This is a genomic window from Pedobacter sp. B4-66 (assembly GCF_018492665.1).
Lineage (GTDB): Bacteria > Bacteroidota > Bacteroidia > Sphingobacteriales > Sphingobacteriaceae > Pedobacter.
In genome coordinates this window covers 96,108-122,046 of the sequence record NZ_JAFVME010000001.1, presented here as the reverse complement: position 1 = coordinate 122,046, position 25,939 = coordinate 96,108, and the positions used below count along the sequence as shown (strand labels likewise).

The 25,939-nt window shown below is 38.9% G+C and carries 21 protein-coding genes; 13 read left to right on the top strand and 8 right to left on the bottom strand.

Translation table 11 applies throughout. The features are described from left to right. Window positions 1-558: 558 nt before the first annotated feature. Window positions 559-1,314 carry a hypothetical protein gene (locus J1905_RS00495; RefSeq protein ID WP_214225129.1) on the bottom strand — a complete coding sequence of 252 codons (756 nt, stop codon included), beginning with the start codon at window positions 1,312-1,314 and terminating at the stop codon, window positions 559-561. Window positions 1,315-1,807: 493 nt separating this feature from the next. Between J1905_RS00495 and J1905_RS00490 the strand changes: the two genes are divergently transcribed. From J1905_RS00490 to J1905_RS00435, 12 genes are all read left to right on the top strand, one after another. Further along, entirely contained in the window at window positions 1,808-4,216 is a 2,409-nt protein-coding gene (locus J1905_RS00490; protein ID WP_214225128.1) for a TonB-dependent receptor plug domain-containing protein, read from the top strand. A gap of 26 nt (window positions 4,217-4,242) precedes the next feature. Beyond that, entirely contained in the window at window positions 4,243-5,535 is a 1,293-nt protein-coding gene (locus tag J1905_RS00485; protein ID WP_214225127.1) for a RagB/SusD family nutrient uptake outer membrane protein, read from the top strand. Between the two features lie 5 nt (window positions 5,536-5,540). Further along, entirely contained in the window at window positions 5,541-8,609 is a 3,069-nt protein-coding gene (locus J1905_RS00480) for a SusC/RagA family TonB-linked outer membrane protein (RefSeq protein WP_214225126.1), read from the top strand. A gap of 19 nt (window positions 8,610-8,628) precedes the next feature. Continuing rightward, the gene (locus J1905_RS00475) at window positions 8,629-10,155 is read left to right on the top strand and encodes a RagB/SusD family nutrient uptake outer membrane protein (protein WP_214225125.1); all 1,527 of its coding nucleotides are present in this window, start codon (window positions 8,629-8,631) and stop codon (window positions 10,153-10,155) included. A 20-nt stretch (window positions 10,156-10,175) separates the two neighbouring features. Then, a complete protein-coding gene (locus J1905_RS00470; protein WP_214225124.1) occupies window positions 10,176-10,811 on the top strand; it encodes a fasciclin domain-containing protein in 636 nt (211 codons plus the stop codon). Window positions 10,812-10,821: 10 nt separating this feature from the next. Beyond that, on the top strand, window positions 10,822-11,673 hold the full coding sequence (locus J1905_RS00465; protein WP_214225123.1) for a DUF5007 domain-containing protein: 852 nt from the start codon (window positions 10,822-10,824) through the stop codon (window positions 11,671-11,673). 6 nt (window positions 11,674-11,679) lie between these two features. Then, complete coding sequence (locus J1905_RS00460) at window positions 11,680-13,317, top strand: LamG-like jellyroll fold domain-containing protein (RefSeq protein WP_214225122.1); 1,638 nt, start codon at window positions 11,680-11,682, stop codon at window positions 13,315-13,317. Window positions 13,318-13,328: 11 nt separating this feature from the next. Then, the gene (locus J1905_RS00455) at window positions 13,329-13,811 is read left to right on the top strand and encodes a hypothetical protein (RefSeq protein WP_214225121.1); all 483 of its coding nucleotides are present in this window, start codon (window positions 13,329-13,331) and stop codon (window positions 13,809-13,811) included. A 50-nt stretch (window positions 13,812-13,861) separates the two neighbouring features. Then, window positions 13,862-15,394: an Ig-like domain-containing protein gene (locus J1905_RS00450; RefSeq protein WP_214225120.1), complete on the top strand. Its 1,533-nt coding sequence runs from the start codon at window positions 13,862-13,864 to the stop codon at window positions 15,392-15,394. A 27-nt stretch (window positions 15,395-15,421) separates the two neighbouring features. Continuing rightward, window positions 15,422-16,366: an alkaline phosphatase family protein gene (locus J1905_RS00445; protein WP_214225119.1), complete on the top strand. Its 945-nt coding sequence runs from the start codon at window positions 15,422-15,424 to the stop codon at window positions 16,364-16,366. A gap of 17 nt (window positions 16,367-16,383) precedes the next feature. After that, window positions 16,384-16,989, top strand: coding sequence for an HD domain-containing protein (locus J1905_RS00440; RefSeq protein WP_250317945.1), 606 nt, complete (start codon window positions 16,384-16,386; stop codon window positions 16,987-16,989). Between the two features lie 106 nt (window positions 16,990-17,095). Continuing rightward, the gene (locus J1905_RS00435) at window positions 17,096-17,938 is read left to right on the top strand and encodes a VOC family protein (protein WP_214225118.1); all 843 of its coding nucleotides are present in this window, start codon (window positions 17,096-17,098) and stop codon (window positions 17,936-17,938) included. 67 nt (window positions 17,939-18,005) lie between these two features. On the opposite strand, the gene J1905_RS00430 is transcribed toward J1905_RS00435, so the two are convergent. Further along, complete coding sequence (locus J1905_RS00430; protein ID WP_214225117.1) at window positions 18,006-18,326, bottom strand: hypothetical protein; 321 nt, start codon at window positions 18,324-18,326, stop codon at window positions 18,006-18,008. A gap of 37 nt (window positions 18,327-18,363) precedes the next feature. Next, a complete protein-coding gene (locus tag J1905_RS00425; RefSeq protein WP_214225116.1) occupies window positions 18,364-18,999 on the bottom strand; it encodes a hypothetical protein in 636 nt (211 codons plus the stop codon). A gap of 153 nt (window positions 19,000-19,152) precedes the next feature. On the opposite strand from J1905_RS00425, the gene J1905_RS00420 reads away from it, so the two are divergent. Continuing rightward, window positions 19,153-19,746: a DUF4833 domain-containing protein gene (locus J1905_RS00420; RefSeq protein WP_214225115.1), complete on the top strand. Its 594-nt coding sequence runs from the start codon at window positions 19,153-19,155 to the stop codon at window positions 19,744-19,746. Here the strand turns inward: J1905_RS00420 and J1905_RS00415 are convergent. From J1905_RS00415 to J1905_RS00395, 5 genes are all read right to left on the bottom strand, one after another. Beyond that, the gene (locus J1905_RS00415) at window positions 19,743-20,969 is read right to left on the bottom strand and encodes a purple acid phosphatase family protein (protein ID WP_214225114.1); all 1,227 of its coding nucleotides are present in this window, start codon (window positions 20,967-20,969) and stop codon (window positions 19,743-19,745) included. The two genes, J1905_RS00420 and J1905_RS00415, sit on opposite strands and share 4 nt — an antisense overlap. Window positions 20,970-21,114: 145 nt before the next feature. Then, the gene (gene pgl, locus J1905_RS00410) at window positions 21,115-21,840 is read right to left on the bottom strand and encodes a 6-phosphogluconolactonase (protein WP_214225113.1); all 726 of its coding nucleotides are present in this window, start codon (window positions 21,838-21,840) and stop codon (window positions 21,115-21,117) included. Next, window positions 21,840-23,351 carry a glucose-6-phosphate dehydrogenase gene (gene zwf, locus J1905_RS00405; protein WP_214225112.1) on the bottom strand — a complete coding sequence of 504 codons (1,512 nt, stop codon included), beginning with the start codon at window positions 23,349-23,351 and terminating at the stop codon, window positions 21,840-21,842. The genes pgl and zwf overlap by 1 nt, the downstream gene beginning before the upstream one ends. A 39-nt stretch (window positions 23,352-23,390) precedes the next feature. After that, window positions 23,391-24,803, bottom strand: coding sequence for an NADP-dependent phosphogluconate dehydrogenase (gene gnd / locus J1905_RS00400; RefSeq protein ID WP_214225111.1), 1,413 nt, complete (start codon window positions 24,801-24,803; stop codon window positions 23,391-23,393). A 4-nt stretch (window positions 24,804-24,807) separates the two neighbouring features. Then, entirely contained in the window at window positions 24,808-25,572 is a 765-nt protein-coding gene (locus tag J1905_RS00395) for an ROK family protein (protein ID WP_214225110.1), read from the bottom strand. Window positions 25,573-25,939: the final 367 nt, after the last annotated feature.

The following is a 25,939-nucleotide window of genomic DNA, read 5'->3' as shown; positions in this document are numbered from 1 at the left end:
TTTAATTGACTCTTTTTGTTTTAATATATTGTTTTACAGATTGTTTTAGTTTGTCTGTGAATTTGTTCATTTTGTTCACAATTAAAACCTAGACAAAGTTGTCTCTATTCACTTATTCTGTTGATCAATTTTCTGCCTAAATTATACTAGATGCTTTGGATTTTCGTTCAGAATTCAAATCTGCGTTTCTGGGTAAACAGGAAAGTTTATAGCAATTTTTCGAAAATTAAAAAGGGAATGTCTTTTCCTTAATTGAAAGTTAACATGAATAATATATTGTGTGGTTTTTTGGACAGAAACTTTAATCTGTTTTTACCTTTTTGCATAATCTTGATAACATAATTACATCCATTAAGGATCAGATATCACGCCGATAGCCAGAACAGATTAGCGAGGGGGAAGCAGGATTTCGGTAGTGTCTATAAGCGATTTAACTAACGTTGGCCTGAGAAGAGCCTGAGAAACCCCTCAGGAAAGCCTCATTATTCGCGACGGGGAATACAAGCGGTCCCGACTGGGTACACAACAGAAGTAGCAGAAAAAAGTAGAGTTTTTTCACTAAAAAGGTGGGGGTGGGGGCGAAAGCACAACTGTTACGCTTTTAAAAGTATCAGAGTTCCCAGTTTGCCAATCTTGATAACCAAAATATTGATCCCCTCTTAAAAACATGGTGTTATATGAATCAAGAAACTGATTAAATAATGCGTTAAATATTGTGCATTCTTCTTTATCATCAAGATATGTTACTTGCAACCCATCAATTACCATAGAATTAACAGCATAAGGTATAAACTTATAGCCTTTAAATTTAGTTTCAATGGTTTCTTTAAGTTCCTTAAAGATCGATTCGAATTCTTTAAGTGGGGATGCTGTTACTATATTTATTGAAGGATAACTTATCGGGTATAAGCCATCGCCTTTCTCTATTATGAAAGTCTCATCCACACCATAAATTGTGAAAAAATTACCGACTAAACTTATTGCGAAGCTCAGCTTTTTTACGGTTTTGAAAGTTTCTGTTTCGGTTTGTTCAATTATTATATTGGCACTATAACTAGGAGCTTGTCCGTAGGTAGTTCCTATTACTTCCAAATTATAGTGTTTGCTTATTTCCTCTGTGAATTGAGTCCATGACTTATATGTTTCTGCTTCATTAATAGCACTACCTAATTTGGCAACCAGTTCCTTTATTCCAGGGTAATCAAAGTATGCATTCGATATTCGTTTAATTCCTATGGGGTAGATGTGCTTAATGGCATCGTAAATAGGCCAAAAATCCTGAGTGTGGGTGTTAAAAGAGAAATTATGCTTCATAATATAAGAGCTGTTAGAATTTTTCCAAAGCAAGATAAGAAATATATTACTGATATCAGAACCTATTAAGGATAGCCTTTTAAGTTAATTATTTAGTTGTAAGTACCTGTTTAATAGAGTTGTGTGTGGTTTTGTGTTTTCTGTATGTTAACCGGGCTGGACTTAAGTAGGTGAAGAGTTTATAATTCTTTAATCTTTTTGATGTATTGTCTTAATAAACAAAGTTTAGTTTTGCTAAACAAATAAAAAAGTTTATTTTTACTAAACAAATCCAAATAAAGTTTATATTTACTAAACAAATACCAAACAACCACTAAACAAATACCAAGCAAACACTAAATAAACAAACACCAAACAAACCCAAACCAATCATCAAACAAAGGAGTGTAGGGCTCTTTAGATAAGTAACAAGTAATAAGTATAAAAGGAATAAGGAATTCTTGCTGATAGAAAAGTATACCTGTTCCCTAAACAAATTTTGAAAGAATAAATTATGGAATTACTACCCAAATGTATTTGGAAAACTATGTTTCTTTTTCTCGTATTCCTCGGAATATCGAAAGTACACGCACAGGATACCCTGGTGGTAGATAGTGTGGTCTTATCCAACCGAAGTGGTCTTGAGAATGTTTTACAAGGCAACATAGCCGGATTAAGGATAAAAAGCTGGTCAGGTACTCCTGGTGCCCAGTCAATCATTAATCTTCGCGGATTAAACCTGGATCCAACTGATCAATCTACGATGCCACTTATCATGATTAATGGTGTCCCCATTATTTCAAGTCCATCAAATGTAACTGGAATCAACCCCCTTAGTTATTTTTCTTCCGATCAGATTGAACGAGTCGAAGTCATTAAGGAGATAGATCTCCTTGCTAAATATGGGGTATTGGCGGCAAATGGAGCGCTTAATATCATCATGAAAGAAGGAAAAACAGGAGCTATTCATGTTAGAGGAAGTGCTTTTGGCGGAGCCAACTTCTTGGAGGACATGGACCATCAAAAAGATGCTTTCTATAATTTCAATACCAGCGGTCGTAGGGCTGTTTATGGGAACGGAGGCGTAGTTAATGAGCAGAATATAATTGTTGATGGTGGTGGTGATTTCGGTTCTTACTTGTTTGGTTTAACAAATTATCAGGATAAAGGTACAATAAAGGGTTCCGGTTTTGGACGCCAGTCTTTATTCCTAAATGCCAAGTATAATATTTCAAAGGAGTTTTCTGTGCATTTCTTTAATAACCTGGCACTTGCGAACAGGAATGGCCGCTATGCAGGTGAATTTAATCGCGATCTTCTTCTGCCTGTTGTTAATGATGAGAGTTTCTTCATGAATAAGAATAGAAATGTTGGATTGGTTTCTTCTATGGCACTCAACTATCAGTTTAGTCCTAAGTTTAAAATCAGTTCAGTAGCCGGATTGTCTTATGAAGGTGCTAGTCGCGACATGTATGTTCCTTCAACTGTATTAGATGGCAATATTTACGCAGCAAGCGCTACATATAAGAGACAGTTACTTACCGTAAATACTTCCTTAAACTATCTTCATGATTTCTCCGACGCCTTAAAATTAGACATGACGATCGGAAACGAGCTCAGAAACACCGATAACAGATTGACTTCGGTGGATGGGAAGCGCAGTCTGGAAAACGGAGGCTCTAATTATGTAAAAGTAGTTACCGGATACAATGCAAGTCAGACAAATGCATTTTCGGATCACGAGATGGAAAAGCTATTTTCCTTTTACGGAATCTGGAAATTCAAATATAAGGAAGACATGACGGTAAACATGGTTCTTCGTACAGATGGAAGTTCATTCTATGAAAAGAAATGGGCGTTATATCCGGCGTTAGGTATTCACTATGATTTGAAAAACAGCTTAAAAATACCAGTTAGAGTTAATGCTTCAATCGGTAAAACCGGAATATTGAATAAACCTGAGATTTATAGAGGACAATTGGAGGGATATGGAGATTATTTCGGTGGTAATGAATTGGGTATAGGCCTGCTTTATCCGGCTTTTCAAGATGCAAAGAGTATAAATGTTTATCAGTTTGATGCCGGAGTTGCAGTGGATATTAATCGATCTATGAACTTTTCTGTTAATTATTTCAATAAGATTTATAAGGATTTTATCTACCAAAGATACTTGCCTAATATTAATGGTATTGATTATCAATATGAAATGGGCGGATCACTTGGCCTATCAGGATTTGAATTTAATCTTGATGGAAAATGGATAAATAAGCGCGACTTCAGTTGGTCTAGTAACCTGAATATAGCTGCCTATAAGAATAAAGTACGGACTATGCCTGCCGATATTAAGAATACCAATTTAGTTCACCTGAGCACGCTAACAGAGGGGGATGCTTTAACTTCCTTAGTTGCCTATCAAGGTAAACAACTAAAAATAATTGGTAACAGCGAACCTAAGGCCTTTGGAGGTATTAGTAACACTTTGAGGTATAAAAATATTTCGGCCAGCATGACATTAACTTATGCATGGGGTGCAGATGTTTCAGCTGAATCTTTTACAAGCAAATATTACGCAGACAATGTGGGCAACGACTTTCCACTTAAAAATGGAGAAAGCCCGTATTATACCACCAGTACCGATGCTAACGGTCGTACCATTTATCAAGGAATTAGACAGGTTGAAGACGGAAGTTTTATTCGATTGAATAAGGTAGCTGTTTCCTACAATTTCGGTTCTATGTTTAAACGTATGGCATCGATTAGTGATGTGGTAGTGTTTGTTCGTGGAGATAACTTGCTTACAGTGTCAAAATATAGCGGCGTTAATCCGGAAGAGAATATCGCCGGAATTAGGAAAAGCGACTTGAGTTTTACTGGTACCCCACTGTCATCTTCGGTTGTATTGGGTTTGAAATTGGTTTTTTAACATTGATGATATAAAAAATGGACTATATGAAATTTTGGAAGTTCATCCCGATCGTAGCACTAACTCTCCTTTCTTCGTGTAAGGATTCCCTGACGATCGATGATTTAGAAAACAGGACTGTTGCTAGCGGCTATTATAATTCGTCGCAACGCGTAGAACAAGCTGTTATTGGGGGGTATGTTAATCTTAGGAGAGCATTATTGGCTAATTATGCCTGGGTAATGTATGGTGAGGCACGAACAGGAGACCTGAACGTTGCCGTTAACTACCAGCAATCGGTAGTAAACCAGCAGCTTACTTTTGATCAGCGTAATGTGAAACAGCTTACCGACTGGGGATATTTCTACGACGTGATAAAAGATGCAAATGATGTACTGGATATAGTAAATAAGGCAGATGCCAGTGTGCTAGATACCTATCATCGCAATTTGTTTAAAGGTGAAGCATTGGCACTCAAATCTATGGCCTATTTCTACCTTGCCCGAATCTGGGGAGAGGTTCCCTCTGCCGAGAAGAATAATTTCGGATTGCGTCTAACTATTCAGGAGTCAGTTACTCAGGCTGCAGTTTGGGCTACAGAAGCTCAAGGACTTTTGCCTTGGAGGCTGATCAATGATGATGGTATAGAAAGCATTGCTTTAACGGTTGTGAGATTTAATAAAACAGCAATTAGCTCACTCTTGGCTCAAGAGGAATTATGGCTTGGTAAATCACAAAATGCATACGACATGCTAAACAAGACATTTACAGTAACTACCATTGATAGTTTATCCAATTTCGGCTTATCGGTTGGGGTAGATAGGCGGACTGAGATTCCTAAATTACCTCTGGATGAATCTGTTGTTAGTATGCCTCTGGATAGGTTTAATGAGATTTATCCTGAGGGAGATGCCCGTCGCCAAATGTTTAATGTTTCAACCAGTGATAAGAAAGCTACGCTGATCATTCAAGATGAGGATATGTTGCAACTCCTGCCTGCACGTGAGTTGAATCTGCTTTTTGCGGAGGCAGCCTGGAGGAGCGGGCACCTGGAAGAAGGGAAAACGTATCTGGTAAAGGCAGCGGTTGGAGCAAAGGAAGATTATACTGCCTTAACCGAAGCAACATTTCCAGATGCACTTTTACAAGAACGCAGACGCATGTTGGTTGGTGGGGGACAGCGCGTTTTCGATCTGATCAGGTTCGGTAAAGTAAGTACATATATCCCGGTATTTACCGAAAGCGATGTGCAAAAAGGGGCTGCCTATTGGCCGCTTTCAGCCAACAGCTTAAAGAATAATTCATTGAGTCAAAACAGTTATTGGTTATCGAAAAATTAAATCTAATGAAGACATTAATTAAAATAGCTTGTTTTCTTTTCGCAGTATTGATGATTCCTGTGAGTGTAATGGCTCAATCGGTGAAGACCGGTAAGGTAATCGATCAACGCGGAGAAACGGTGGTCGGGGCGACAATTAAGGTACAAGGTAAGAACGTAGGAGCCGTCACTGATGCTTCAGGAAATTTCCGCTTGCAGCTGAGTGTTGGTGATGTATTACTCTGTTCGTATATAGGCTACCTGCCTGTTAAAGTGGTTTATAAGCGTGATGCTGATTTAACCATCCGTTTAAACGAAGACAGTAAAACACTGGGAGATGTGTTGGTTGTAGGATATAAAAGTCAGTCGAAGACAGAGATCACAGGTTCGGTCGCTTCTGTGAAGATGGACAAAATAACCGAAACTCAGTCAGCTGAGTCTTTCGAATCATTATTACAGGGAAGAGTAGCTGGTGTTAATATTCAGCTAAATTCCGGTGAACCCGGTGCTACTCCTGTAATCATCATCAGAGGTTTGGCAGCGGTAAGCCGCGATGATGCATCTCAGATGTCTGAGCCTTTGTATGTAGTAGATGGAATTCCAATCATCTCAAAAACAAGTAGTGAGTTTGCAGTTACTAGTACCAACGTACTGGCTGATCTTAACCCAAGTGATATTGAGGATGTAGTTGTTCTGAAAGATGCTTCTGCTGCTGCTATCTATGGGTCTAGGGCGGCTAACGGGGTAATTCTGATAACTACCAAAAAAGGAAAAACTGGTAAGCCTCAAATCAACCTCAATATCCGTACAGGTGTTAATATTGTTCCACAATTGCTTGATGTGGCAGGTGGTAATAAAGAGCGCGAACAGGTAGCACGTCTTTACAATCTTTATGCACCCTATGGTACATTTATGCCTGCTATGTATACTGATGTAACCAATCCCTTCTATCACAATTCATCAGATTGGCAGGGTTACTTGTATAATACATCAATTACTCAGGATTACAATGGTTCAATTCGTGGTGCTGGCGACTTTGGTCAGTATAGTATCAGTTTGGGATATATGGATAATGTAGGAATCAAGTTTAATACAGGGTTCAAAAGATATAGTACTATGGCTAGTACTACTTTTAATGCTTTTAATAAAGCCTTGATTATAAATAATACACTTGCAGTTTCGCGCACAGATAAGACCAGGCCGCCTGGGGCGCTTGGAAGCAATTACTCTTCCTTACTTCCACTTCCTAACAACCCGGCTGTGAAAGGTGCAGAAGTATATGAGTCAGGAAACATCGCTGATGTTAATGACCGTGTACGTTTTAGTTCAGACGCTACGTTGAACATAACAAAGGACCTAAGCTATAAAGCCAGTCTGAGTATGGAATACCTTCGCGCGATGAAGGATTCTGTTGGAGAATCCCGACGTACACTGAGAGTGGCAAACAGAAGTGCGGTAGGAGAAAACCGAAACCTGCTTTTTCAAAATACAGTAACCTATGCACCTAAGTTTGGAGATGGGCACAGCCTTAGTATTCTGGTAGGGCAAAGTGCTGAGAAATTGGAGTCTAAAATTACCAAGGTAAGCAGTGTAAGCAGTGCTCAAACCCTATCCCAAACTGTTAATTGGCCAAATGGAAGCAGCATTGGAAGTAGCGATTATACAGCCAATACACTGATGTCTTACTTCAGCCGCATGGATTATTCTTATAAGCAAAAGTATTTGGTTGGAGCTTCCATTCGTACTGATGGTTCTTCTAAATTCGGTAAGGCAAACCGATGGGGTGTATTTCCCTCTGTTTCGGCAGGATGGAATTTCAGCAAAGAAAAAGGGTTGGCTGATTTAAGCTGGCTAACAAGTGGAAAAATACGGGGAAGTTATGGACTATCCGGAACGACATGGGACAATGATTATCTTGCCTTAGGAATCATGGACGGTGGTTCACTTGATCAGTACAATTCCCTTATTCAGATTACTTACGGTGGAATGGGAGGTTTTACACCTACCTGGAAGAATGGATTCAAAAATGAGAACCTTACCTGGGTTAAAACTTCAATGGGTAATATTGGTTTAGATCTATCCTTATTCAAAAACAAGATTGAATTCATCTTCGATGCTTATGAAAAACTAACAAAAGGATTGCTGTTAACCACCTCTCTACCCACCACTTCAGGATATAATGAGGTTTATCGAAACGCAGCAAACGTGCTTAACCGTGGATTGGAATTTACGCTAAATACCAATATGGAACTTGGTCCTAGTGTTACCTGGAGCACAGGTTTGAATTTTGCCTACAATAAAAATCGTGTTATAGCACTTCCCGATGGAAATGCTGACATTATTAAAATCAGTACTTCAGGTCAGGACTTTGGATCGATCGTTCGTACAGGTGCCCCGCTTAATGGATTCTTTTTTTATGAATCACAGGGAATTTATCAGGCAGAAAGCCAGATTCCAGTAAACCCTAAAACAGGTAAAAGATTAATTGGATTGCAAAACAAGGCCTTGAAGGTTGGCGATCGTAGTTTCAAAGATCAGAATGGTGATTACAAGATAGATGTTGCCGATCGCGTATATTCTGGAGATCCTAATCCGAAATGGACAGGTGGATGGACTAATGATTTATCCTATAAAGGATTCAGTTTGAATGTAGTTTCAACTTTTGTTATAGGTAGAGATATTGTCAATAACCAGTTGCTGGACAGGCTTAAGTTAGGAAAGGATTTTGCCGGCGGCTCCTCTCTTCCAAATTTTGATAATTATGCTATCTGGGAGAAAAGTGGCGATATCGCCAAGTACCCTACATTAAACCCTTGGGGCGATGCTTCGCAGATCATCAACTATGATTCAGAATACGTTGAGGACGGGTCTTATTTCAAAATCAAATCGGCGACTTTGTCTTACAACTTTACAAAGAAACTGTGGAAGCATCTTCCTTTTGATAGAGCAAGAGTTTATTGCACGATGGACAATGTGGTTACTTTCCAAAAATACAGTGGTCCTGATGCAGAATTGGTTACAATAGATGGTTTCGACGATTCTAAAGGCTATCCGATGAGAAGAATGGTCTTGTTTGGGATTTCTTTAGGCTTATAATTTATAAAAAAATAAAAAGATGAAAAATAAGGTAATTACCATGTGTTTGCTCATTTTGATCCTTACAGGGCCAGGCTGTAAACGTTGGCTAGATGAGCTCCCTATCAATACGGTTACAGAAGACCAGGCTTGGAAGACGGGAAGTGATGTTGAGGGCGCAATAGCTTCAGCCTTTGCTATTTTCCGCCGAGGATTGTCTGGATTAACGAAAGACGATACCCCATCAACTACACGTAATGGGTCGTGGGGCGACTATTATTTCTGGGGTGATGCACGTTCGGGTGATTGGATTACTCCAAACAACGACGGGGATTGGGAAGCTGGTTTCCAAAATCATTTGATCCAGCGAACTGAGCTGGAGCCAATGACAAACTGGAGACTCTTTTATCGTACAATTGAGCAATGCAATCTTATACTTGAGAAAATCCCAAATATTAACGATGGGCTAACACAGGAAAGAAAATCGCAATTAATAGCTGAGGCTCATTTCCTGAGAGCAATGGCACATTTTTATGCTGCACGAATTTGGGGCGATGTACCTATAAATCTTAAAGCCCGTAATGTGGATCCTATTGGTAGAGAGCCTCTTAAAACTGTGATGGAGATGGTTGTTAGTGAGGCTGATTTAGCTATCCCTAATCTTCCATGGCAGTATAAAGGGACAAGGAAAGAGTCGATGTCGAGGGGTACAAAAGGTGCGGCTTTAGCTTTAAAGGCACATGCATTGATGTGGCTTAAGGATTACCAGGGTGCTTCGAATACCATTAAAGAAATTATGGATTCCAACATTTTTAAACTGGTAACCATGGATGGATTGAGAGTTTTATTTAACACAGGAGAGTCGGAAGAGGTAATATTCGAGATGTACTATGATGTTAAAAAGGGCGAGTATTCAGACTACTATGGTCACATTATGACCTATTATCTAATGAATCCTTATACTTCAAGAGGAGAACTGTCATTGGCTGTGCCTAAATCAAAGATTTTAGAAATCTATCCTGACTATGCTAAAGACAAATCGGATAAAAGAGTTCCTGCATTTTTTGAAAGTATTGATGTTTCAGTGAGCAACAGTGAGCTTCGTCCTGTATTGGCTGATCCTCTACAAAATGGTGAGCGCGCAATCATGTTTGCTAAATTTAGAAAGGTAAAGGACAGAACCTACAACTTAATGGATGCACCGGTTCCAATTTTCCGATATGCTGATGTATTGCTTTTAAAGGCAGAAGCTGATGCCAGACTTAACCGCATCAGCGATGCGCTTGAGAACCTGAATAAGGTTCGGTTGCGAGCTGGCATTCCACTCTTCACAAGAGATGATCAACCAGTAGTAATTGACGAGATTCTCGAAGAAAGGCGGAGAGAATTAATCGGCGAGTTTCATCGTGTTTATGATTTAGTTCGTGTGGGTCGTCTTCATGAATTCAATCCATTTATCACCGCGCAAGGTGAAAAGGATGGAGCCGGATTTTTTCCTGTCAGCGACGAAGCTTTCGCAAACAATCCCAGAATGGAACAAACTTATTACTGGCAGTTTAATCAATAACCTCAAAATACGCAGTTGAAATGATAAAATTAATTAAAGCAATCGCATTCATTGGAATCCTGTTTATTGTAGGATGCAGTGACAAGTATTTTGCCGATGGGGATAATCAGCCTATCGATCAATCTGGAGTCTTAGGAGTATCAACTATGGATTACCTGAAAAGTAAAAGTGAGTATGATACATTGTCTAGGCTCATCACCCTCACCGGGTTGGAAGAAGCTGTTAACGCAAAAGGAAATACATTTCTGGCACCAAGGGATTATTCTATACATAATTATTTTAAATTGATATTCCCGGATCCTACAAAGCAACCTGAAACATTAGATGCTATTCCCGCGGAAGAGATGACCAAGATTACTCAGATTCTAAAGAATTACATCATTCCTAATGAAGAAATAGTACGCAGTAAATTGTCGAAAACATACAGTTATGTAACAACTTTAGGTGGTACAAAAGCTCGGTTTAATATTGTGCAAGGCGATTATTTAGGTAATGTAAACTTGGGTGCAAAGTTCATCATCTTTTCTTTGAACCTCAGTACCTCAGAGCAGTTTACATTTTATATGCCGGTTGATGTTGCAACATCAGACTTACGTTCTACAAACGGGGTGTTGCATTTACTGAATTCTAACACACATATTTTTGGATTTAATTAGAGTAAAGGAGATGAAACGCAAAAGAAAAATAGCAAGGGTTTTAACAAGTACCATCTTAGTATGTGGATCACTACTGATGAGTGCCTGTACTAAAATCCCACAGGAGGGAAGTATAGCCCCGGATATCACCTATAAAAACAGGAAGCAATACGCAACTTCCGGCTTAGAGCAGAATATAGGTGTTTTTCAATCCTCAACTTCTACACTGCCGATGAATTTTGAAATTATAGATATTAAGGAGGTTAGTGGTAAAAGCATAAGTGCCTTAAATGAGAATATACCAATTGTTAAGTACAAAGCACCTATTATAGGTAACGAAACCCCCGCAGAATTGGCGTTGAAAACAGATACGGTTATGACCCCTGCGTTGAGCATTAACAAGTATACAGGCCAGGTGGAAGTTTTGGAGGGCAACAAGATTCCTGCAGGAGAGTACCATTTTAATATTAAGGTAACTAACCAATCGGGTAGTAAGATATTGCAAGATGCACTTGTGATAGAATTTAAGGAGTTTGAGGTGAAAACATGGGCGTCTGGAATGCTAAAGCAACCCGAAATAGAGCGGGTAGGAGATACACCTAACCAAATTCGGTTTGTAGGATATTTAGATGGTGCCCCACTTGCCGGCGACCAGATTGATTTTACGAAAAACCGTGCAGCAGGTTTTAAAGGAACATTTGTGAACGACGCAAATGATGGCGAAATATGGAGCGTGAATTTTCCGGTAAAGGAGGCAGATACTTACTGTACATGGAGAATAGTTAGTTCCGCCGGAGGAACCAATACGGTAAGTTATGAAGCATTCAACTTCAATTTTGTGATAGGCCTTCCTGGTAGTTATGTGATTCGATTATATAAATAAAGAAAAATGAAAAGCTTTTTTAAATATTCCCGCTTAATGCTGACGGTCTGTCTGATGGCCGGTCAGTTTGCTTATGCACAGACGGGCAAAAGCAAAAAGATCCTTGTGATCGGAGTAGATGGTATTATTAATTCTGCCATTGATTATGCTTCAACACCCGGTATCGACAAGCTTACTGCAGATGCGTCATACAGTATGAATGGTTATGGAGGGATTCCTGCATACGCTAGTTCCGGCTGGTCAACAATGCTTACCGGTGTTTCTTCTGATAAACATGGAGTAACAATAAACAAATCTTTTGTTGGGAACAAGTTTGCCCAATACCCATCTGTTGTTAGCAGAATTAAGTCTGGTGCTCCAGCTATTGTTTTGGCTTCTGTGGTTCGGACACCTGAAATCAACACGTTATTAAATCAAGCTGCTGATCATAAATTTCAGTTTGGTTCTGATGAGGATGTTTATAAGAAATCTGTTGAGATGTTGAAACTCCCGGAAATGGGTGCGGTATTCTTACAGTTCAGTAGTCCATCCGAAGTCGGAGTGGATGTTGGATACCAGCTTCGTCAGGCAAGGTATATACTAGCCATCCAAAAGATCGACGAGTATGTGGCAGGACTACAAGCTGCTATTCAGTCACGTAGCGGTTATGCCAATGAAGATTGGGATATTTTCTTTGTCTCTACACACGGAGGAACAGAGTCTGGGGTGCCTCAGAGCACTAGTCCTGAAGAGGTTAATGTACCTATTATTCTTTCTGGAGGTGAGCTGGACAATAAGGAATTGGTTGGAGCAGCATTGCCTCCTCGTGAAAACGCTGATAACATCCTTACTATCAATAAAGCGGCTTCGGGCGATAGAACTTATGTACGGATTCCTATTAAGGGTACGGCACTACAGGGCATGAATAAATTTACCATTGAGACCTGGATAAAAGCGGGCGCTAATTCAAGCGATCCTTCGATTATAGGTGATAAAAACTGGGATTCAGGTGGTTTGCCGGGTTTTACCATTTGTAGAAGTGGATCAAACTGGAAAATCAACATTGCCAACACTAAGTCAGAACGCTATGATGTTGGTTCGGGAAAAACGATTGAAGATGGTAATTGGCATCACCTGGCTGTTACGTTTGATAAAACTAAATCAATTAAGATTTATCAAGATGGCGAAAAAGTGACGGAATCAGTGCTGACCTACAAGGATGGAGACAATATGGCCTCACCATTCGATTATCTATGCCTTGCACAAGATGGAACACAGACCTATAGTGGTGGAGCACCAAACTGGGCTGGTTCTTTTAATGAGGTAAGGATATGGACCGACGTACTTTCTACTGAAACTATCCAAAAGTATATGTACCTCCGCAACATTGAAAACAGCAATCACCCAAATAGGACTGCGCTGAACCTTTATCTGAAAATGGACGATGTAAGAGGTACCGTGGTGAGAGATTATAGCGGCAAAGGAAACAATGGTGAACTGGTTGGGGCTGCTAGTGAACGTCACCCGTATTATCCTATTGGCCTTACAGATGTATCTGTAAATATTTTGGGTCACATGGGGATGCGTGTTGATGGCAGCTGGGGATTGGAAGGAAGTGTACTGAAGTCAAACGTTCCGTTTCGTCTTTTTAAAGTGAACAACTAACATTAAATGATATGGCAAAGAAATTGAATTTGAAATTCGCCTTTACTATGCTGGTTGCATTGATTGGCACTCTAGGAATGAGCTCCTGCAAGAAGGAGCTTCTGCAGCAGGGAGGACTTAATCCGGGACAGCTCGTTGCGGGCAGGATATATGGGACCTGGGCAAACCCAAAGGATATTGTTACTCCTAAAAACGTGCCTGCCGATGTGTTTGGTGCAATGCGTTTGGTATTTACTACTGATGAAGCAGGTAATCCATCTAAATTCATGGCACAGGACTGTCCGGTAATATTTGGTAATACTACTGGTACCTGGGGAGTATCCGGAGACGAAAATAAAGCTAAAGTTATCCTCACTAGCGTTGAACCCGTTAATGATTTCGATGTAAAAGTATCCTCAACTTCCTTGATTCTTTCATTTTATATGGGATGGGAAAATACGGATACCAAGGAAACAGGAAAAGGAAACTTTAGCGTTACACTGACCCGTCAGTAATACTGATCTGAAATAAATATTTTGAACCAATTCCAATAGAAAACAGGGATATGAAAATAAATAATACTATCAAGAAATTTGTTGCCCCATCAGCATTAATCATGCTTTTTGCTGTATTTTTCACGTCATGCAAAGAGAAATTTGACTATACAGTTGATACTGGCAACCCGGTTGTGATTAGTTATAATCCAACTTCAGGAGTGGAAGCTGTGGCGATTACCAGCAATCTGGTAATCACATTTGACGAGATTATCAAAAAAGGAACGGGGGGGATTGTAATTACCGGAAAAACAGGTACAAAACGTATAGATGTTGCCTCTGATGAAGTTACGATTGGTGCAGATAAGCGCGTGCTGATCATTAATCCGGAAGATTTTGAGGGAGATGAAGAGTACACCGTTAGCCTGGAAAAGGGAATAGTGACGGATCTGTTGGGGAATGCCTATATGGGTATGCCTGAAGGATTCTCGTGGACCTTTAAAACAGTAGGGAAAAGTGGTCTTCCTCTAACATCTCTCAATCCTATACCGGGGAGTACAGAAGGTTCATTGCTTAAGCTAGAGATGACTTTTGCTGCGGATGTAAAAAAAGGAGCAGGAAATATCACGGTATTCCAGTCGCCAGGTAATCAAAAGATTGCAGAATTGGCTGTTACCAGCCCAGCAGTTGTGATTGAAGGGAAACGCGTAACTATTAAGCTGCCAGCACCTTTGGAATTCTCTACAAGTTACTATGTGCTTGCCGATCCGGGTACCATTACTGATGCCAACGGAAAAGCATTCGAAGGGTTTGCAGAACCTACTTCATGGAGTTTCACAACTACAAGCGGTAGTGCAAACGCATTGATCGCACATTTACCGATGGACAATGATCTGTCGGATATTAGTGGAAATAAGTTAGATGCAATGCTCGGGGAAACAGCCAGTGCGAAAATTACCTTTGTTACCGATGCTGTTAGGGGAAGAGTTGCTTCATTTGCTGCAGGCTCTTATGCCGTATTACCTAAACATAATTTATTAAGACCTACACTTAATCAGAGCTTCAGTTTTAGTTTTTGGGTAAAAGTGAAGGGTATAGGATCAGATCCGGCAATCTTCTCTAACTCTAATTGGGATAGTGGTGGTAACCCAGGTTTTGTGTTAGCCACTGACGGAGGAGACACCTATACAGGAACATCTGGTAGAGGCTGGCTGCTTAAGATAACTGGTGATGCTGCCGGAGCAAGTAACCGGATGGACTGGAGAGCAGGTGAAACTACACCAAAAACCCCTCCACTGTCTGATGATAAATGGCATATGGTGACAGCTGTACTTGATCAGACAGCTAAACGATTGCATGTGTATATTGATGCAAAGGAATACATACAGGCCGAGAAGCCTGCCAGCTACGATCTTAATACCTTGCTTGGCCCGGTTTGGGATTCAAAGAATGATTATCCATTTACAATTTGGGAAGATGGAACAGGACTTTACAATGCAGGTGATGATACCAGAAAAACGCTAACCGGGTTAGTAGATGATGTAAGGATTTACAAAAAAGCACTAAGTGCGGCTGAAGTGGCAGGGCTTTATGTAGCTTACTAAAAGTAATTGACTGATAAAAGAATAGATATGAAACGTATTTTAGGTATATGTGGGATTTTGTTGCTGGGCTGCATGAAGTTGCAAGCCCAGCAACTACCAAAGGGTAAACCATTGTTTGAGCATGTAGTTATCATCGGAATTGATGGATTCAGTAGCGAGGGACTAATGAAAGCAGATGCTCCTGTGATGCATAGGATGATTGCTGAAGGAGCTTTTAAGTATGACGCAAGAACAGTATTACCATCTTCAAGTTCGTCGAACTGGTCAGCTATGATTCTTGGCGCAGGCCCTGAAATCACAGGGATTACTTCAAACGACTGGAAACCTGATGGTAAGGGCATGAAGCCTGTTGTGGTTAATAAAGTGGGTCGTTCACCTAGTATTTACGATATTGTACGTCAACAGCTCCCTAAGGCGGAGCAAGGGATTGTTTTTCACTGGGATGATTACGGTCGCTTATTACAAAAAGAAATGGTTAATCATTATGAACATGCTGAGACAGAAACAGAAGCAGCTGTGAAGTTTTCTGAATATCTTGTCGCCAAAAAACCTGTTTTTGCATTACTTCATTTAGATCATGTTGACGGTGCAGGGCATAAAAACGGGCATATGTCTGCAGCCTATTTACAATCTATTGCTAAAGCAGACAGCTTAATAGGCATGGTTTTAAAATCGATTGAAAAGTCAGGAATGAAAGACAATACCTTGGTGATGATTGTTTCTGATCATGGAGGGATTAATAAAGGGCATGGCGGAGAATCTGCGGAAGAAATCACCATCCCGGTTATTTATTATGGGCAGGGAGTTAAAAAAGGATATAAAATACAGCAACCTGTATACCAATATGATGTGGCGGCTACTGTGGCATTTGCCTTGAACCTAAAGGTTCCTTATTCATGGACATCGCGTCCTGTAAAGGCTGCTTTTGTCGGTTTTAATGAGCCTGAAAACCTATCTGTTGGGCTGGAATAGAGCGTTGTTTTTAAATTATGAATAATCCAATAAATATGCATTTACATCAGTCAGATATTGAAGCAAAAGTTGATGAAATATTCAGCATGTATGAAAAATATGGAAATGAGGAATACGGGGAGGATGTAACCCAGTTGATGCACATGATGCAGTCAGCAAATTGTGCAATCAAAGAAGGTGCTTCCAATGAAATGGTGATTGCTGCTTTTCTGCATGATATAGGCCATTTTTTAGAGGGTAAAGAAGATATGGGAGGATACGGCAGGCAGGATCATGACCATCTGGGTGCAGAATATTTACTGAATTCTGGTTTCCCGGAGCGATTGGCAAAATTGGTAAACAGTCATGTGAGTACAAAAAGGTATCTCACCTTCAAAGACCAGAATTATTTAAATGAGCTTTCAGAAGCCAGTAAGATCACCCTGAAATTTCAGGGTGGCCCCATGAGTGCTACCGAGGCGCTCGCTTTCGAAGCAGATCCCATGAAGGAACTTTATATTAAGATTCGTTTGTGGGACGACCTTGGAAAGGAGACTGGTCTTTTGGTGACTAAGGATGAGATAATGAACATGAAACAAAGAGTTACAGATTACCTGATGCAGGTATACGAGGTAAGAGAATAACCTTGTCACAATTTACCCCTCTAATTGTCGGTTATGCCCTCTGTTAATTGCATTTAAGAGTAGTAACTTAGTATAGTTAAATTGCTTAACCCTAAAGCTTAAAACTATGAAAAATTTAATTTATCCCTGCTTAACGCTCAAAGGTAAAATTGCAGAAGCATCTGATTTTTACATCCAAACATTTGGCGATGGAAAAGTCGGTCAAACCTCACCATTTGTAATTCAAATTGAATTAAGTGGACAAAAGTTTATGCTACTTAATGATGGCCCATCTTCAACACCTAATCCGGCTATTTCATTTATGGTTATGTGCGAAAGCGGAGAAGAAACCGAAAAATACTGGAATAAATTAATTGATGGGGGCAGTATATTAATGCCCCTTGATAGCTACGATTGGAGCCCTAAATATGGTTGGGTACAAGATAAATATGATGTTTCCTGGCAATTGTATACTGGTGACAAACCAGATGCACCACAGAAGTTTTGTCCTACATTAATGTTTACAGGTGCCAAGGTAGGAGAGGCTGCAAATGCATTACATTTTTATACCAAATTGTTCCCTAATTCGAATGTTGAAGGAATCATGAAATATAGCGAAGCCGATGGTGAGAATGTTGATTTTGTGAAACATGCTCAATTTACGATTAATGGTCTTGTAGCGATGGCTATGGATAGCTCTGCCGACCATCGATTCGGATTTAATGATGCCATATCGTTGGTTGTAGAGTGCGAAACACAAACCGAGATTGACAAATATTGGGAACAGTTAACAGCAAACGGTGGGCATGAAGTTGCCTGCGGTTGGTTAACTGATCAGTATGGCATTAGCTGGCAAATTATACCAAAAGCACTGGGTAAATTGGTTAGCGATCCTGAACGTAGCCAAAGGGTAATGGGGGCGTTAATGAAAATGAAAAAATTGGTTATAGCAGATCTGGAAAATGCATAAATTAAAAGCCATTCTTAACTTAAGTTGCGAATGGCCTTTATTATTTTATTAACGTGTTATTTCTTGCTTACAAAGACGCTAATGTGGCTTTTATGGTTTTATCTAATGCACGTTGTACCGCATCTTTATACAACACAAAATTAGCCAGACGAGCTTCTTCTGAATCACTTTCTCTAAGTGCTTTTTTGCCATCTTTTACTTCCTGCAATTCATTTTTGTGTAGATCACCAAATGTTTCAGGTTCTTTATTTTTTAATATCCTCACAGTGTGCGAGTACTGCTCATGAATATCAATAAGAATTGCTAAATTCTTTTCATCATAATTGTTTATGCCAACAGTTTTTGTTGACAGCTTTTCAAGCTTTCCTCTTTCTTTTGCGTAACCCATAATTGTTGCAATATACCAGTTCTGCTTCAAAATTATACTATAGCTGAAAATGTCTATCAAATAGTTGTTCAATTTTCAGAATGGAGATTCGTCCTTTTCTACCCGGACATACTTCTTTTTCAAAAAACTGAGGCGCATAATAGTCCAGTTTTTTTATCTCATTTTTTGTGATCAGATACAGGTAAACTCCTCCTCCATCATAAACATAATTTCCTGTTCTATTGCCATCTTTATCAACACACGCATGGCCATCAGCAGAATCATCGGCTAATTGCCAGGGGCTTTCTTTACCAACGTTTTTCCAAAAATCGAGTAATTTTTTAGAGCTAAAATAAACAGGTTCAAAATAAATATTAACATCAATTGGAGCTGAACTTATAGCGATATAATTCCTATGTCGAATTTTCAAACCTATAGAACGTGGGAGTTTAATTCTCTTATCCAGTCGGGGAAGAGCTTTATAGGTATAGGCTGTTATGGTGTCCGATTTTTTGCTTAAAATATAATAGGGCGACAGTTGGGCAGTGTAGGGTGCATACTGAAAAATTATTGTGCTATCTGCATTGGCCTGAAGAAACAATTGTAGTGCGTTTGGTTCCTCTTTTATTTGTGCAAATGTTGCAAAACTGAAAGAGCCTAGAAGAAATATGAATAATAGGGATTTGAGATTCATTAATTGATTAATAAAGTTAAAGAAACAATTTTTTTGCTATAAAGAGAGAACTTTTGGAGCAATTAATTGTAAAAGATAATGTCGGCAATTTGACAATTGAATTTCAAGAGTTTAGAATTCTCTGTATATCTTTGAACCTTAATATTCTTACCAATGAAAACCGCCAAAATACTAACCATTAATAAACTATTTTTATTTAGTTTATTGAGTGCTATACTATTGAATTTCGCTGCATCATCTACATACGCTCAAACAACCGATAAAAGTGATCCATCTCCTATAAAGTTTCCAACTCCAAAAGGAATTGAGAATCAGCTTTTTTATTTGCAAAGAGATCCAAATACCAACACCATTATTTGTGAATTAAATGCCAATACAAATGGTGAAGTGGATAGAACGGAACCAATTCTTGTATATTGGATTCGCTATGGCGATAGTGGCGAGAAAAAGGATTTAAACTATATCCAAAGGAAATTCGCTTATGGAATTCAGGCAAAAGAAATAGGAAAAGATCATTTTGAACTTAGGTTTGTTTCTCATAAAAAATTACCAATGTATTTGCTTAGATCTGATAAGGATAAAAAGTTTCATGTTTACGTTACGGTGAACAATAAAAAGATTCAGCTCGACAGGATTTTTGTACGAATAGAAGGTGGTTCATTTTGGCTTCCAAATGTTAGATATGTTGAGCTAAAAGGCGTCAACACTGAAAACAATGCTGCGGTTTTAGAACGAATAAAAGTTTAAGAAAGACTGTACTTTCCTACTTCAGATCCGTCATCTTTTAACATCACTAAATCCAGCGTTTTACTGTCAGCTTTTACTTTAATAAGCGTACGGTTTCCCTCTTTTGGCCCACCGCCAATAATAACCGGGTAGGGGTGTTCTGTAGATGGAGGCCAAACGCCATAAGTATGTGTGTGACCTGAAATTACCAGGTCTATTTTATACTTTTTGAACAACGGAGCAAATAGTTCCCTGCAGTGCATTGGCCCATGCCAATCTCCCGAATGATACAAAGGAATGTGCATCATAACCACTCGAAATTTTGCCTTTTTGTAAGCGCTTGATTTCATGGTTTCCTCTAGCCATTTTGCTTGTTCTTTGCGGTAACCATCAAAGTCTACAATTCCGGCATATACTGGGTGATCGTCTGGCTTATCTTCACCGGTATCTAATACAATATTAAAAACAGGTCCCCACTGATAGGTAAAGTAACCCTTGTCGTCTTTAGTAGAAAAATAGTCCTTTAATTCACGCGAAAACTTCCCTCTGGTTTCATGATTGCCACGAACAAACATAAACGGTTTTGTGCTGGCAAATACATCTGTAGATGGCTTAAGCATATTGTCAATTATCTGTTGTTCGTCCTTTTGGAAATCAAAAATATCACCATTGAAAAATACGTAATCGTAGTCCTCGTTGTTTAATTTTAAAAGATGTGGAATTGAGGCCGGACGATCATGTATATCGTTTAATATAAGCCAGGAAACTGACTCAGAATTTGTTTTAGGCGTGTTAAAAGAATAGGTTTCGCTAGCTATTGTATCTCCGTATTTTAAAGAATAGGGTTGGAAATCTGTAATTTCCTTAGATAAAACTCGATAGCTATATTTTGTACCTGGTTTTAGGTCTTTTAACTTAACAAAGTTGATCCTGTTGTGGGCATCTACAAGACCATCGGTTACGTGATGCGCTTTTAAATCTAGGTTGATCCCTTCCCCATATTCTACCCAACTGTAAGAGAGTTTGTTGGTTACCCATCTTATTGTCATGCCTTCCGCTGATGGTAATTGCAAATAAGGCTTTGTTAAGAAAACATGTCCATCTTCGGGAATTGCAGCAAAGGATTCGAGTACTTCAGCTGAACTACTCCCGGGTAAAAAAGCAGCTAATGAGCCTAGTATTCCAACTTTTGAAACGTTTCCTAGAAATTGTCTGCGTGGTAGGGCATTGTTTTCTTTTTTCATTACGAATAGGGGTGGTGGTGTTTTAATTGCAAGATAGTAAATTCAGGATAGCGATGATAAAAAAAAAGTGCATAAAAAAAGGCAACACATTAGTGTTGCCTCAGTATAATTGTTGTTTATTAACGAATTAACTATCTCGCCCTTATTAATTATCTAACAAGCTTGCTGCCGCATCATCAAGAAACCAGGTTACACTACCATCAACAGGATTGATTAATTGTGAAGGATACAATTTTGTATTCTTTTTAGGTGCCTCAATAACGTGCTTTACAGCTTGAGCTTTAGATTCTCCAAAAACAAGGAATGCAATGTTTTTAGCCTTGTTAATAAGTGGTGCAGTAAAGCTGATTCTGTAGGTCGAAAGCTTTTCAACAAACACTGAATCGATTTCTACTTCTTTATTGCCAAGAATTGTTGTTTCCGGGAATAACGAAGCGGTATGCGCGTCGTCACCCATTCCTAAAAGGATCAGATCAAATATGATATCTGCACCATTAAAATGAGCAGATATAGCTTTGTTGTATTCAATTGCAGCCTTTTCAGGAGCCAAAGTAGTATCTACATAAAATATATGATCTGCAGCAATATTTAACGGATCTAGTATTGCCTTTTTAGCCATTAAGCCGTTGTAGCTCTCATGGGTAGGCAATACATTACGTTCATCGCCGAAGAAGAAATATACTTTAGACCAGTCAATTTTATCACGATAAGTAGTTGCTAATAATTCGTACAACGCTTTTGGAGAATTACCTCCGGTTAATACAAAATTAAAGCAATCGTTTTCAGCGATTGACTTGTTGGCAATAGTTACTATGTAATCTATCAGATCCTCAAATAATTCGCTTTGAGTTTTATAAATTAATAAGTTCATTATTCTTTATTTAGTGGTAAAGCAAACCAGTGGAAACCATCTCTTGCGATTAACGCCTCAGCGTCTTCCGGTCCCCATGAATCTGCAGTGTAATTAGGGAAGCTTAACGATTTTTTGCTTTCCCACGCGTTGATTACAGGCATTAATAATTCCCAGGCAGCTTCTACCTGATCTGCACGCATAAACTGCGTCTGGTCGCCTGTCATAACGTCTAGTAAAAGAGTTTCGTAGGCTTCAGGTGTATCTGAACTGTAAGTTCCTTTGTAATCAAATACCATGTCAACAGGGTTCAATACCATATCTAATCCTGGTCTCTTACCTTGCACCTGTAAACGGATACTCATTTCAGGTTGAATACTGATGATCAATCTGTTTTGTTGCCAGTGCTCAGTTACTCCCGATGGGAAAATATGGTGAGGAACATCTTTAAACTGAATGGTGATTAACGAAGAAGTTTGGAACAAACGTTTTCCGGTACGTACATAAAACGGAATTCCCTGCCATCTCCAGTTGTCTACAAAAAACTTAATTGCAGCAAAGGTTTCGGTATTTGAATTAGGATCTACACCATTTTCATGTCTGTATCCTGGTACTTCTTTACCTTCAACCCAGCCTTTAGTATATTGACCTCTAACTGTGCTGAAACGGATGTCTTCAGGGCTAAACGGACGCATTGCTTTCAATACATCAACTTTTTTATTCCTGATTTCATCAGCATCAAAATTAATTGGAGTTTCCATCCCAATTAAACAAAGTAGTTGAAGCAAGTGATTCTGAATCATATCTCTCAAAGCACCTGCACTTTCGTAATAACCACCTCTGTCACCAACACCAAGTTGCTCTGTTACCGAGATCTGGATATGGTCTATATAAGTGCGGTTCCAAAGCGGCTCAAGGAATGAGTTAGCAAAACGGAAAGCCATGATGTTTTGTACGGTTTCTTTACCAAGATAGTGATCTATACGATAGATTTGTTTCTCTGTAAATATGCCGGTAAGTATCGTGTTTAATTCTCTTGCAGTTTCAAGATCTCTTCCGAAAGGTTTTTCGATTACAATGCGACAATTATCTTCAGTGCCTGCTAACCCGTAGTCAGAAAGGCATTTAGCAATAAGCGGGAACAAGTTTGGAGCTACAGCCAGGTAGTAAATAACCTGTGTTTTAGGACCAAATTCTTTTTGAAGTTTCTCTATGCTTTTTTTAAGTAAACCAAAGCTTTCAGGAGTTTCTACATCAACAGAATTATAAATAACATTTTCTGCAAATTTGTCCCATTTATCCTGCTTTACCTTTCCAGATCTGGAGAACTTGTTTACGCCATCCATTAAGTTTTCTCTAAACTTTTCATCATTTAGTGGCCTGCGGGCAGTTCCAATGATGGCAAATTTATCTGGCATATAGCCATCAGAATATAAGTTATAAAGAGCGGGCGCAAGCTTGCGATAATTTAAGTCACCGGTACCTCCAAAAATTACTACTATGGTTGGGTTAACGTTGAGGCTAGTTTTCATTAGAATGTTATTATATATGCAGTGTAGGTTATAATATAATTAATTGTTTTCGTTCCAGTTTGCATGGAAGATACCTTCTTCATCAATACGCTCAAAAGTATGTGCGCCAAAGAAATCTCTCTGTGCCTGGGTAAGATTTAGTGGAGAATTTTCTGTTCTAAGAGAATCGTAATAGGTTAGGGCAGAGGCAAAGCATGGAATTGCAATACCGTTGCTCAATGCCGTGATAACTACGTTTCTTGTACCAGGTATAATTTCTTTTAACTGGTTTTGGATGCTCTCATCAGAATACAAATGAGGAAGCTCAGGTTGTTTTTTATAAGCCTGATAAATATCTTCAAGTAATACCGCGCGGATAATGCATCCACCACGCCAGATTTGAGAGATTTCTTTCAGATTAAGCTCATATTTGAACTCTGCCGAAGCTTGCTCCAACAAGTGTAAACCTTGAGCATATGAAGTGATCATCGCAAAGTAAAGCGCTTGTTCTAATTGTACTTCAAACGCTGCTGTATCCTCAACTTTAGTTTGTTGATGAGGAAGTGCTTTTGAAAGCGCAACACGAAGGGTTTTGAATTTTGACAAGTCACGGGCACTTACCGATTCGTTGATAGTCGGAATAGGTAACTGTAAATCCATCGAAACTTGTGAAGTCCATTTTCCTGTGCCTTTAGATTTTGCCTGATCTTTGATCACATCAATTAGGTATCCGCCGGTTTTTGGATCTTTAACTTTAAATATGTCGCGGGTTACTTCCAATAAGAAAGATTTTAACCTGCCATTGTTCCATTTCTCAAATGTGCTGAATATCTGTTCGTTGTTGTAGCCAAGCACATTCTTTAAAAGATCATAAGCTTCAGCAAGGATTTGCATCATTGAATATTCAATACCATTGTGTACCATTTTCACAAAGTGACCTGATGCTCCAGGGCCGATGTATGTTACGCAAGGATCGCCATTAACTTTTGCTGAAACAGCTTCAAGGATAGGTTTTACGGCATTGTAGGCTGTTTTATCTCCTCCGGGCATCATGCTTGGTCCAAAACGTGCACCCTCTTCACCACCAGAGATACCCATTCCAAAGAAATGGATGCCTTTGTCAGAAAGTTCAATCGCTCTTCTGCTGGTGTCAGTATAGTGTGAGTTTCCACTGTCGATAATCATATCGCCTTTATCAAGCAAAGGAACAACTTCCTGAATTACGCTGTCAACGATAGCACCTGCAGGTACTAAAAGCATAATTCTTCTTGGAAGCTCTAAGCTTTGTACAAAATCGACTAATGATTCAAATCCTTTTAAGTTATGGGCTTTGCCATCTTCTTCAAGCTTTTGAAGCATGCGCGCATCTTTGTCATAACCTGTAACCTGAAAGCCATTATCGGCCATGTTAAGCAATAAATTTCGGCCCATGGTTCCGAGGCCGATCATTCCTAAAGTATATTTATTCTTCATTATTTTATTTGTCGTTAGGACGAGTTGTGAATACATGATATTTTTCGGCTACTTCCCAAAGCTTAGCACCTCCTTTGATGCCATCTTTGTTAGTAACCAAATGGATGTTGTGATCAAGCTCAAAAGTAATGTGCTTGGAATTTCCACCGCCTATAAATAAGGTATCGTAGTTAAATACAGTTTTGTAGATTTGAATGATTCGCTCCAGGCGTTCGTTCCAATCTTTCTTTCCAATTTTTTCTAAAGCCTTAGTTCCTATGTAGTCATCATAGTCCTTGGTTTTTGTAACCGGTAAGTGGGCGAGTTCAAAGTGGGGGAGTAGTTCGCCATCATAAACAAGTGCAGTACCGAAACCAGTACCTACCGTAAATACAATTTCGAAGCCAATGCCACTAACTATTCCAAGAGCCTGTTGGTCGGCATCATTTATTAATCGAACCGGCCTCTTAAATAAATTACTTACCTGCTGAGCAAGGTCAACATTAGTCCATTTATTTTTTGCTAGGTTAGGTGCTGTTTCCACTTTGCCACATTTAACATAGCCAGGAAAGCCAATTGATATTCTATCAAAACTATCATCTAAAGACGCCACAAGTTCTTTAATGGTTTTGATGACCTCTTCGGGCGTTGAGTTTTTTGGAGTAGGAAGTTTTTTGAATTCAGAGAGCAGGTCTCCTTTTGAACTTAAAATGCAAGCCTTAATGCTGGTGCCACCAATATCTATTGATAAAATGTTGTTTCCGCTTTCTTTTTTTTGCTTAACTGGCATATCTGTTTTATATAAAAGGCCTGTCTTTTTTAATATACTTCAAAATAACAAATTTTCATCCATTAAACAGGGAATGTTTGTGCATTTATATTTTAATAATTACTACAACGTGATAATTTTAGAGTTATCTCAGAAATTGCAAGGCTACCTTATATATATGTATATAAAAAATTATATCTTGTAGCTGCTTGAAAATGATGGTAGTAGGTGTATAAATGACACCTAGTTACGATATCGTTGTAGTTTAGCTCTATCTGCAAGAAACAGCTTATTTTACAATCGAATGCATAAAAATAATAATGTGTAAAAAAAATGTTGTAAAAGATTTGGATTATAAATATTCTTTCGTATTATTGTTATAGATAAT

Bases quoted from the DNA above. Each gene is read 5' to 3' on its own strand.
- zwf (WP_214225112.1), bottom strand. From the start codon at position 23,351: ATGAAAACTAGCCTCAACGTTAACCCAACCATAGTAGTAATTTTTGGA.
- J1905_RS00435 (WP_214225118.1), top strand. From the start codon at position 17,096: ATGAAAAATTTAATTTATCCCTGCTTAACGCTCAAAGGTAAAATTGCA.
- J1905_RS00460 (WP_214225122.1), top strand. From the start codon at position 11,680: ATGAAAAGCTTTTTTAAATATTCCCGCTTAATGCTGACGGTCTGTCTG.
- J1905_RS00420 (WP_214225115.1), top strand. From the start codon at position 19,153: ATGAAAACCGCCAAAATACTAACCATTAATAAACTATTTTTATTTAGT.
- J1905_RS00470 (WP_214225124.1), top strand. From the start codon at position 10,176: ATGATAAAATTAATTAAAGCAATCGCATTCATTGGAATCCTGTTTATT.
- J1905_RS00440 (WP_250317945.1), top strand. From the start codon at position 16,384: ATGAATAATCCAATAAATATGCATTTACATCAGTCAGATATTGAAGCA.
- J1905_RS00485 (WP_214225127.1), top strand. From the start codon at position 4,243: ATGAAATTTTGGAAGTTCATCCCGATCGTAGCACTAACTCTCCTTTCT.
- J1905_RS00495 (WP_214225129.1), bottom strand. From the start codon at position 1,314: ATGAAGCATAATTTCTCTTTTAACACCCACACTCAGGATTTTTGGCCT.
- J1905_RS00490 (WP_214225128.1), top strand. From the start codon at position 1,808: ATGGAATTACTACCCAAATGTATTTGGAAAACTATGTTTCTTTTTCTC.
- J1905_RS00425 (WP_214225116.1), bottom strand. From the start codon at position 18,999: ATGAATCTCAAATCCCTATTATTCATATTTCTTCTAGGCTCTTTCAGT.
- J1905_RS00455 (WP_214225121.1), top strand. From the start codon at position 13,329: ATGGCAAAGAAATTGAATTTGAAATTCGCCTTTACTATGCTGGTTGCA.
- pgl (WP_214225113.1), bottom strand. From the start codon at position 21,840: ATGAACTTATTAATTTATAAAACTCAAAGCGAATTATTTGAGGATCTG.
- J1905_RS00395 (WP_214225110.1), bottom strand. From the start codon at position 25,572: ATGCCAGTTAAGCAAAAAAAAGAAAGCGGAAACAACATTTTATCAATA.
- J1905_RS00480 (WP_214225126.1), top strand. From the start codon at position 5,541: ATGAAGACATTAATTAAAATAGCTTGTTTTCTTTTCGCAGTATTGATG.
- J1905_RS00430 (WP_214225117.1), bottom strand. From the start codon at position 18,326: ATGGGTTACGCAAAAGAAAGAGGAAAGCTTGAAAAGCTGTCAACAAAA.
- J1905_RS00415 (WP_214225114.1), bottom strand. From the start codon at position 20,969: ATGAAAAAAGAAAACAATGCCCTACCACGCAGACAATTTCTAGGAAAC.
- J1905_RS00465 (WP_214225123.1), top strand. From the start codon at position 10,822: ATGAAACGCAAAAGAAAAATAGCAAGGGTTTTAACAAGTACCATCTTA.
- J1905_RS00475 (WP_214225125.1), top strand. From the start codon at position 8,629: ATGAAAAATAAGGTAATTACCATGTGTTTGCTCATTTTGATCCTTACA.
- J1905_RS00450 (WP_214225120.1), top strand. From the start codon at position 13,862: ATGAAAATAAATAATACTATCAAGAAATTTGTTGCCCCATCAGCATTA.
- J1905_RS00445 (WP_214225119.1), top strand. From the start codon at position 15,422: ATGAAACGTATTTTAGGTATATGTGGGATTTTGTTGCTGGGCTGCATG.
- gnd (WP_214225111.1), bottom strand. From the start codon at position 24,803: ATGAAGAATAAATATACTTTAGGAATGATCGGCCTCGGAACCATGGGC.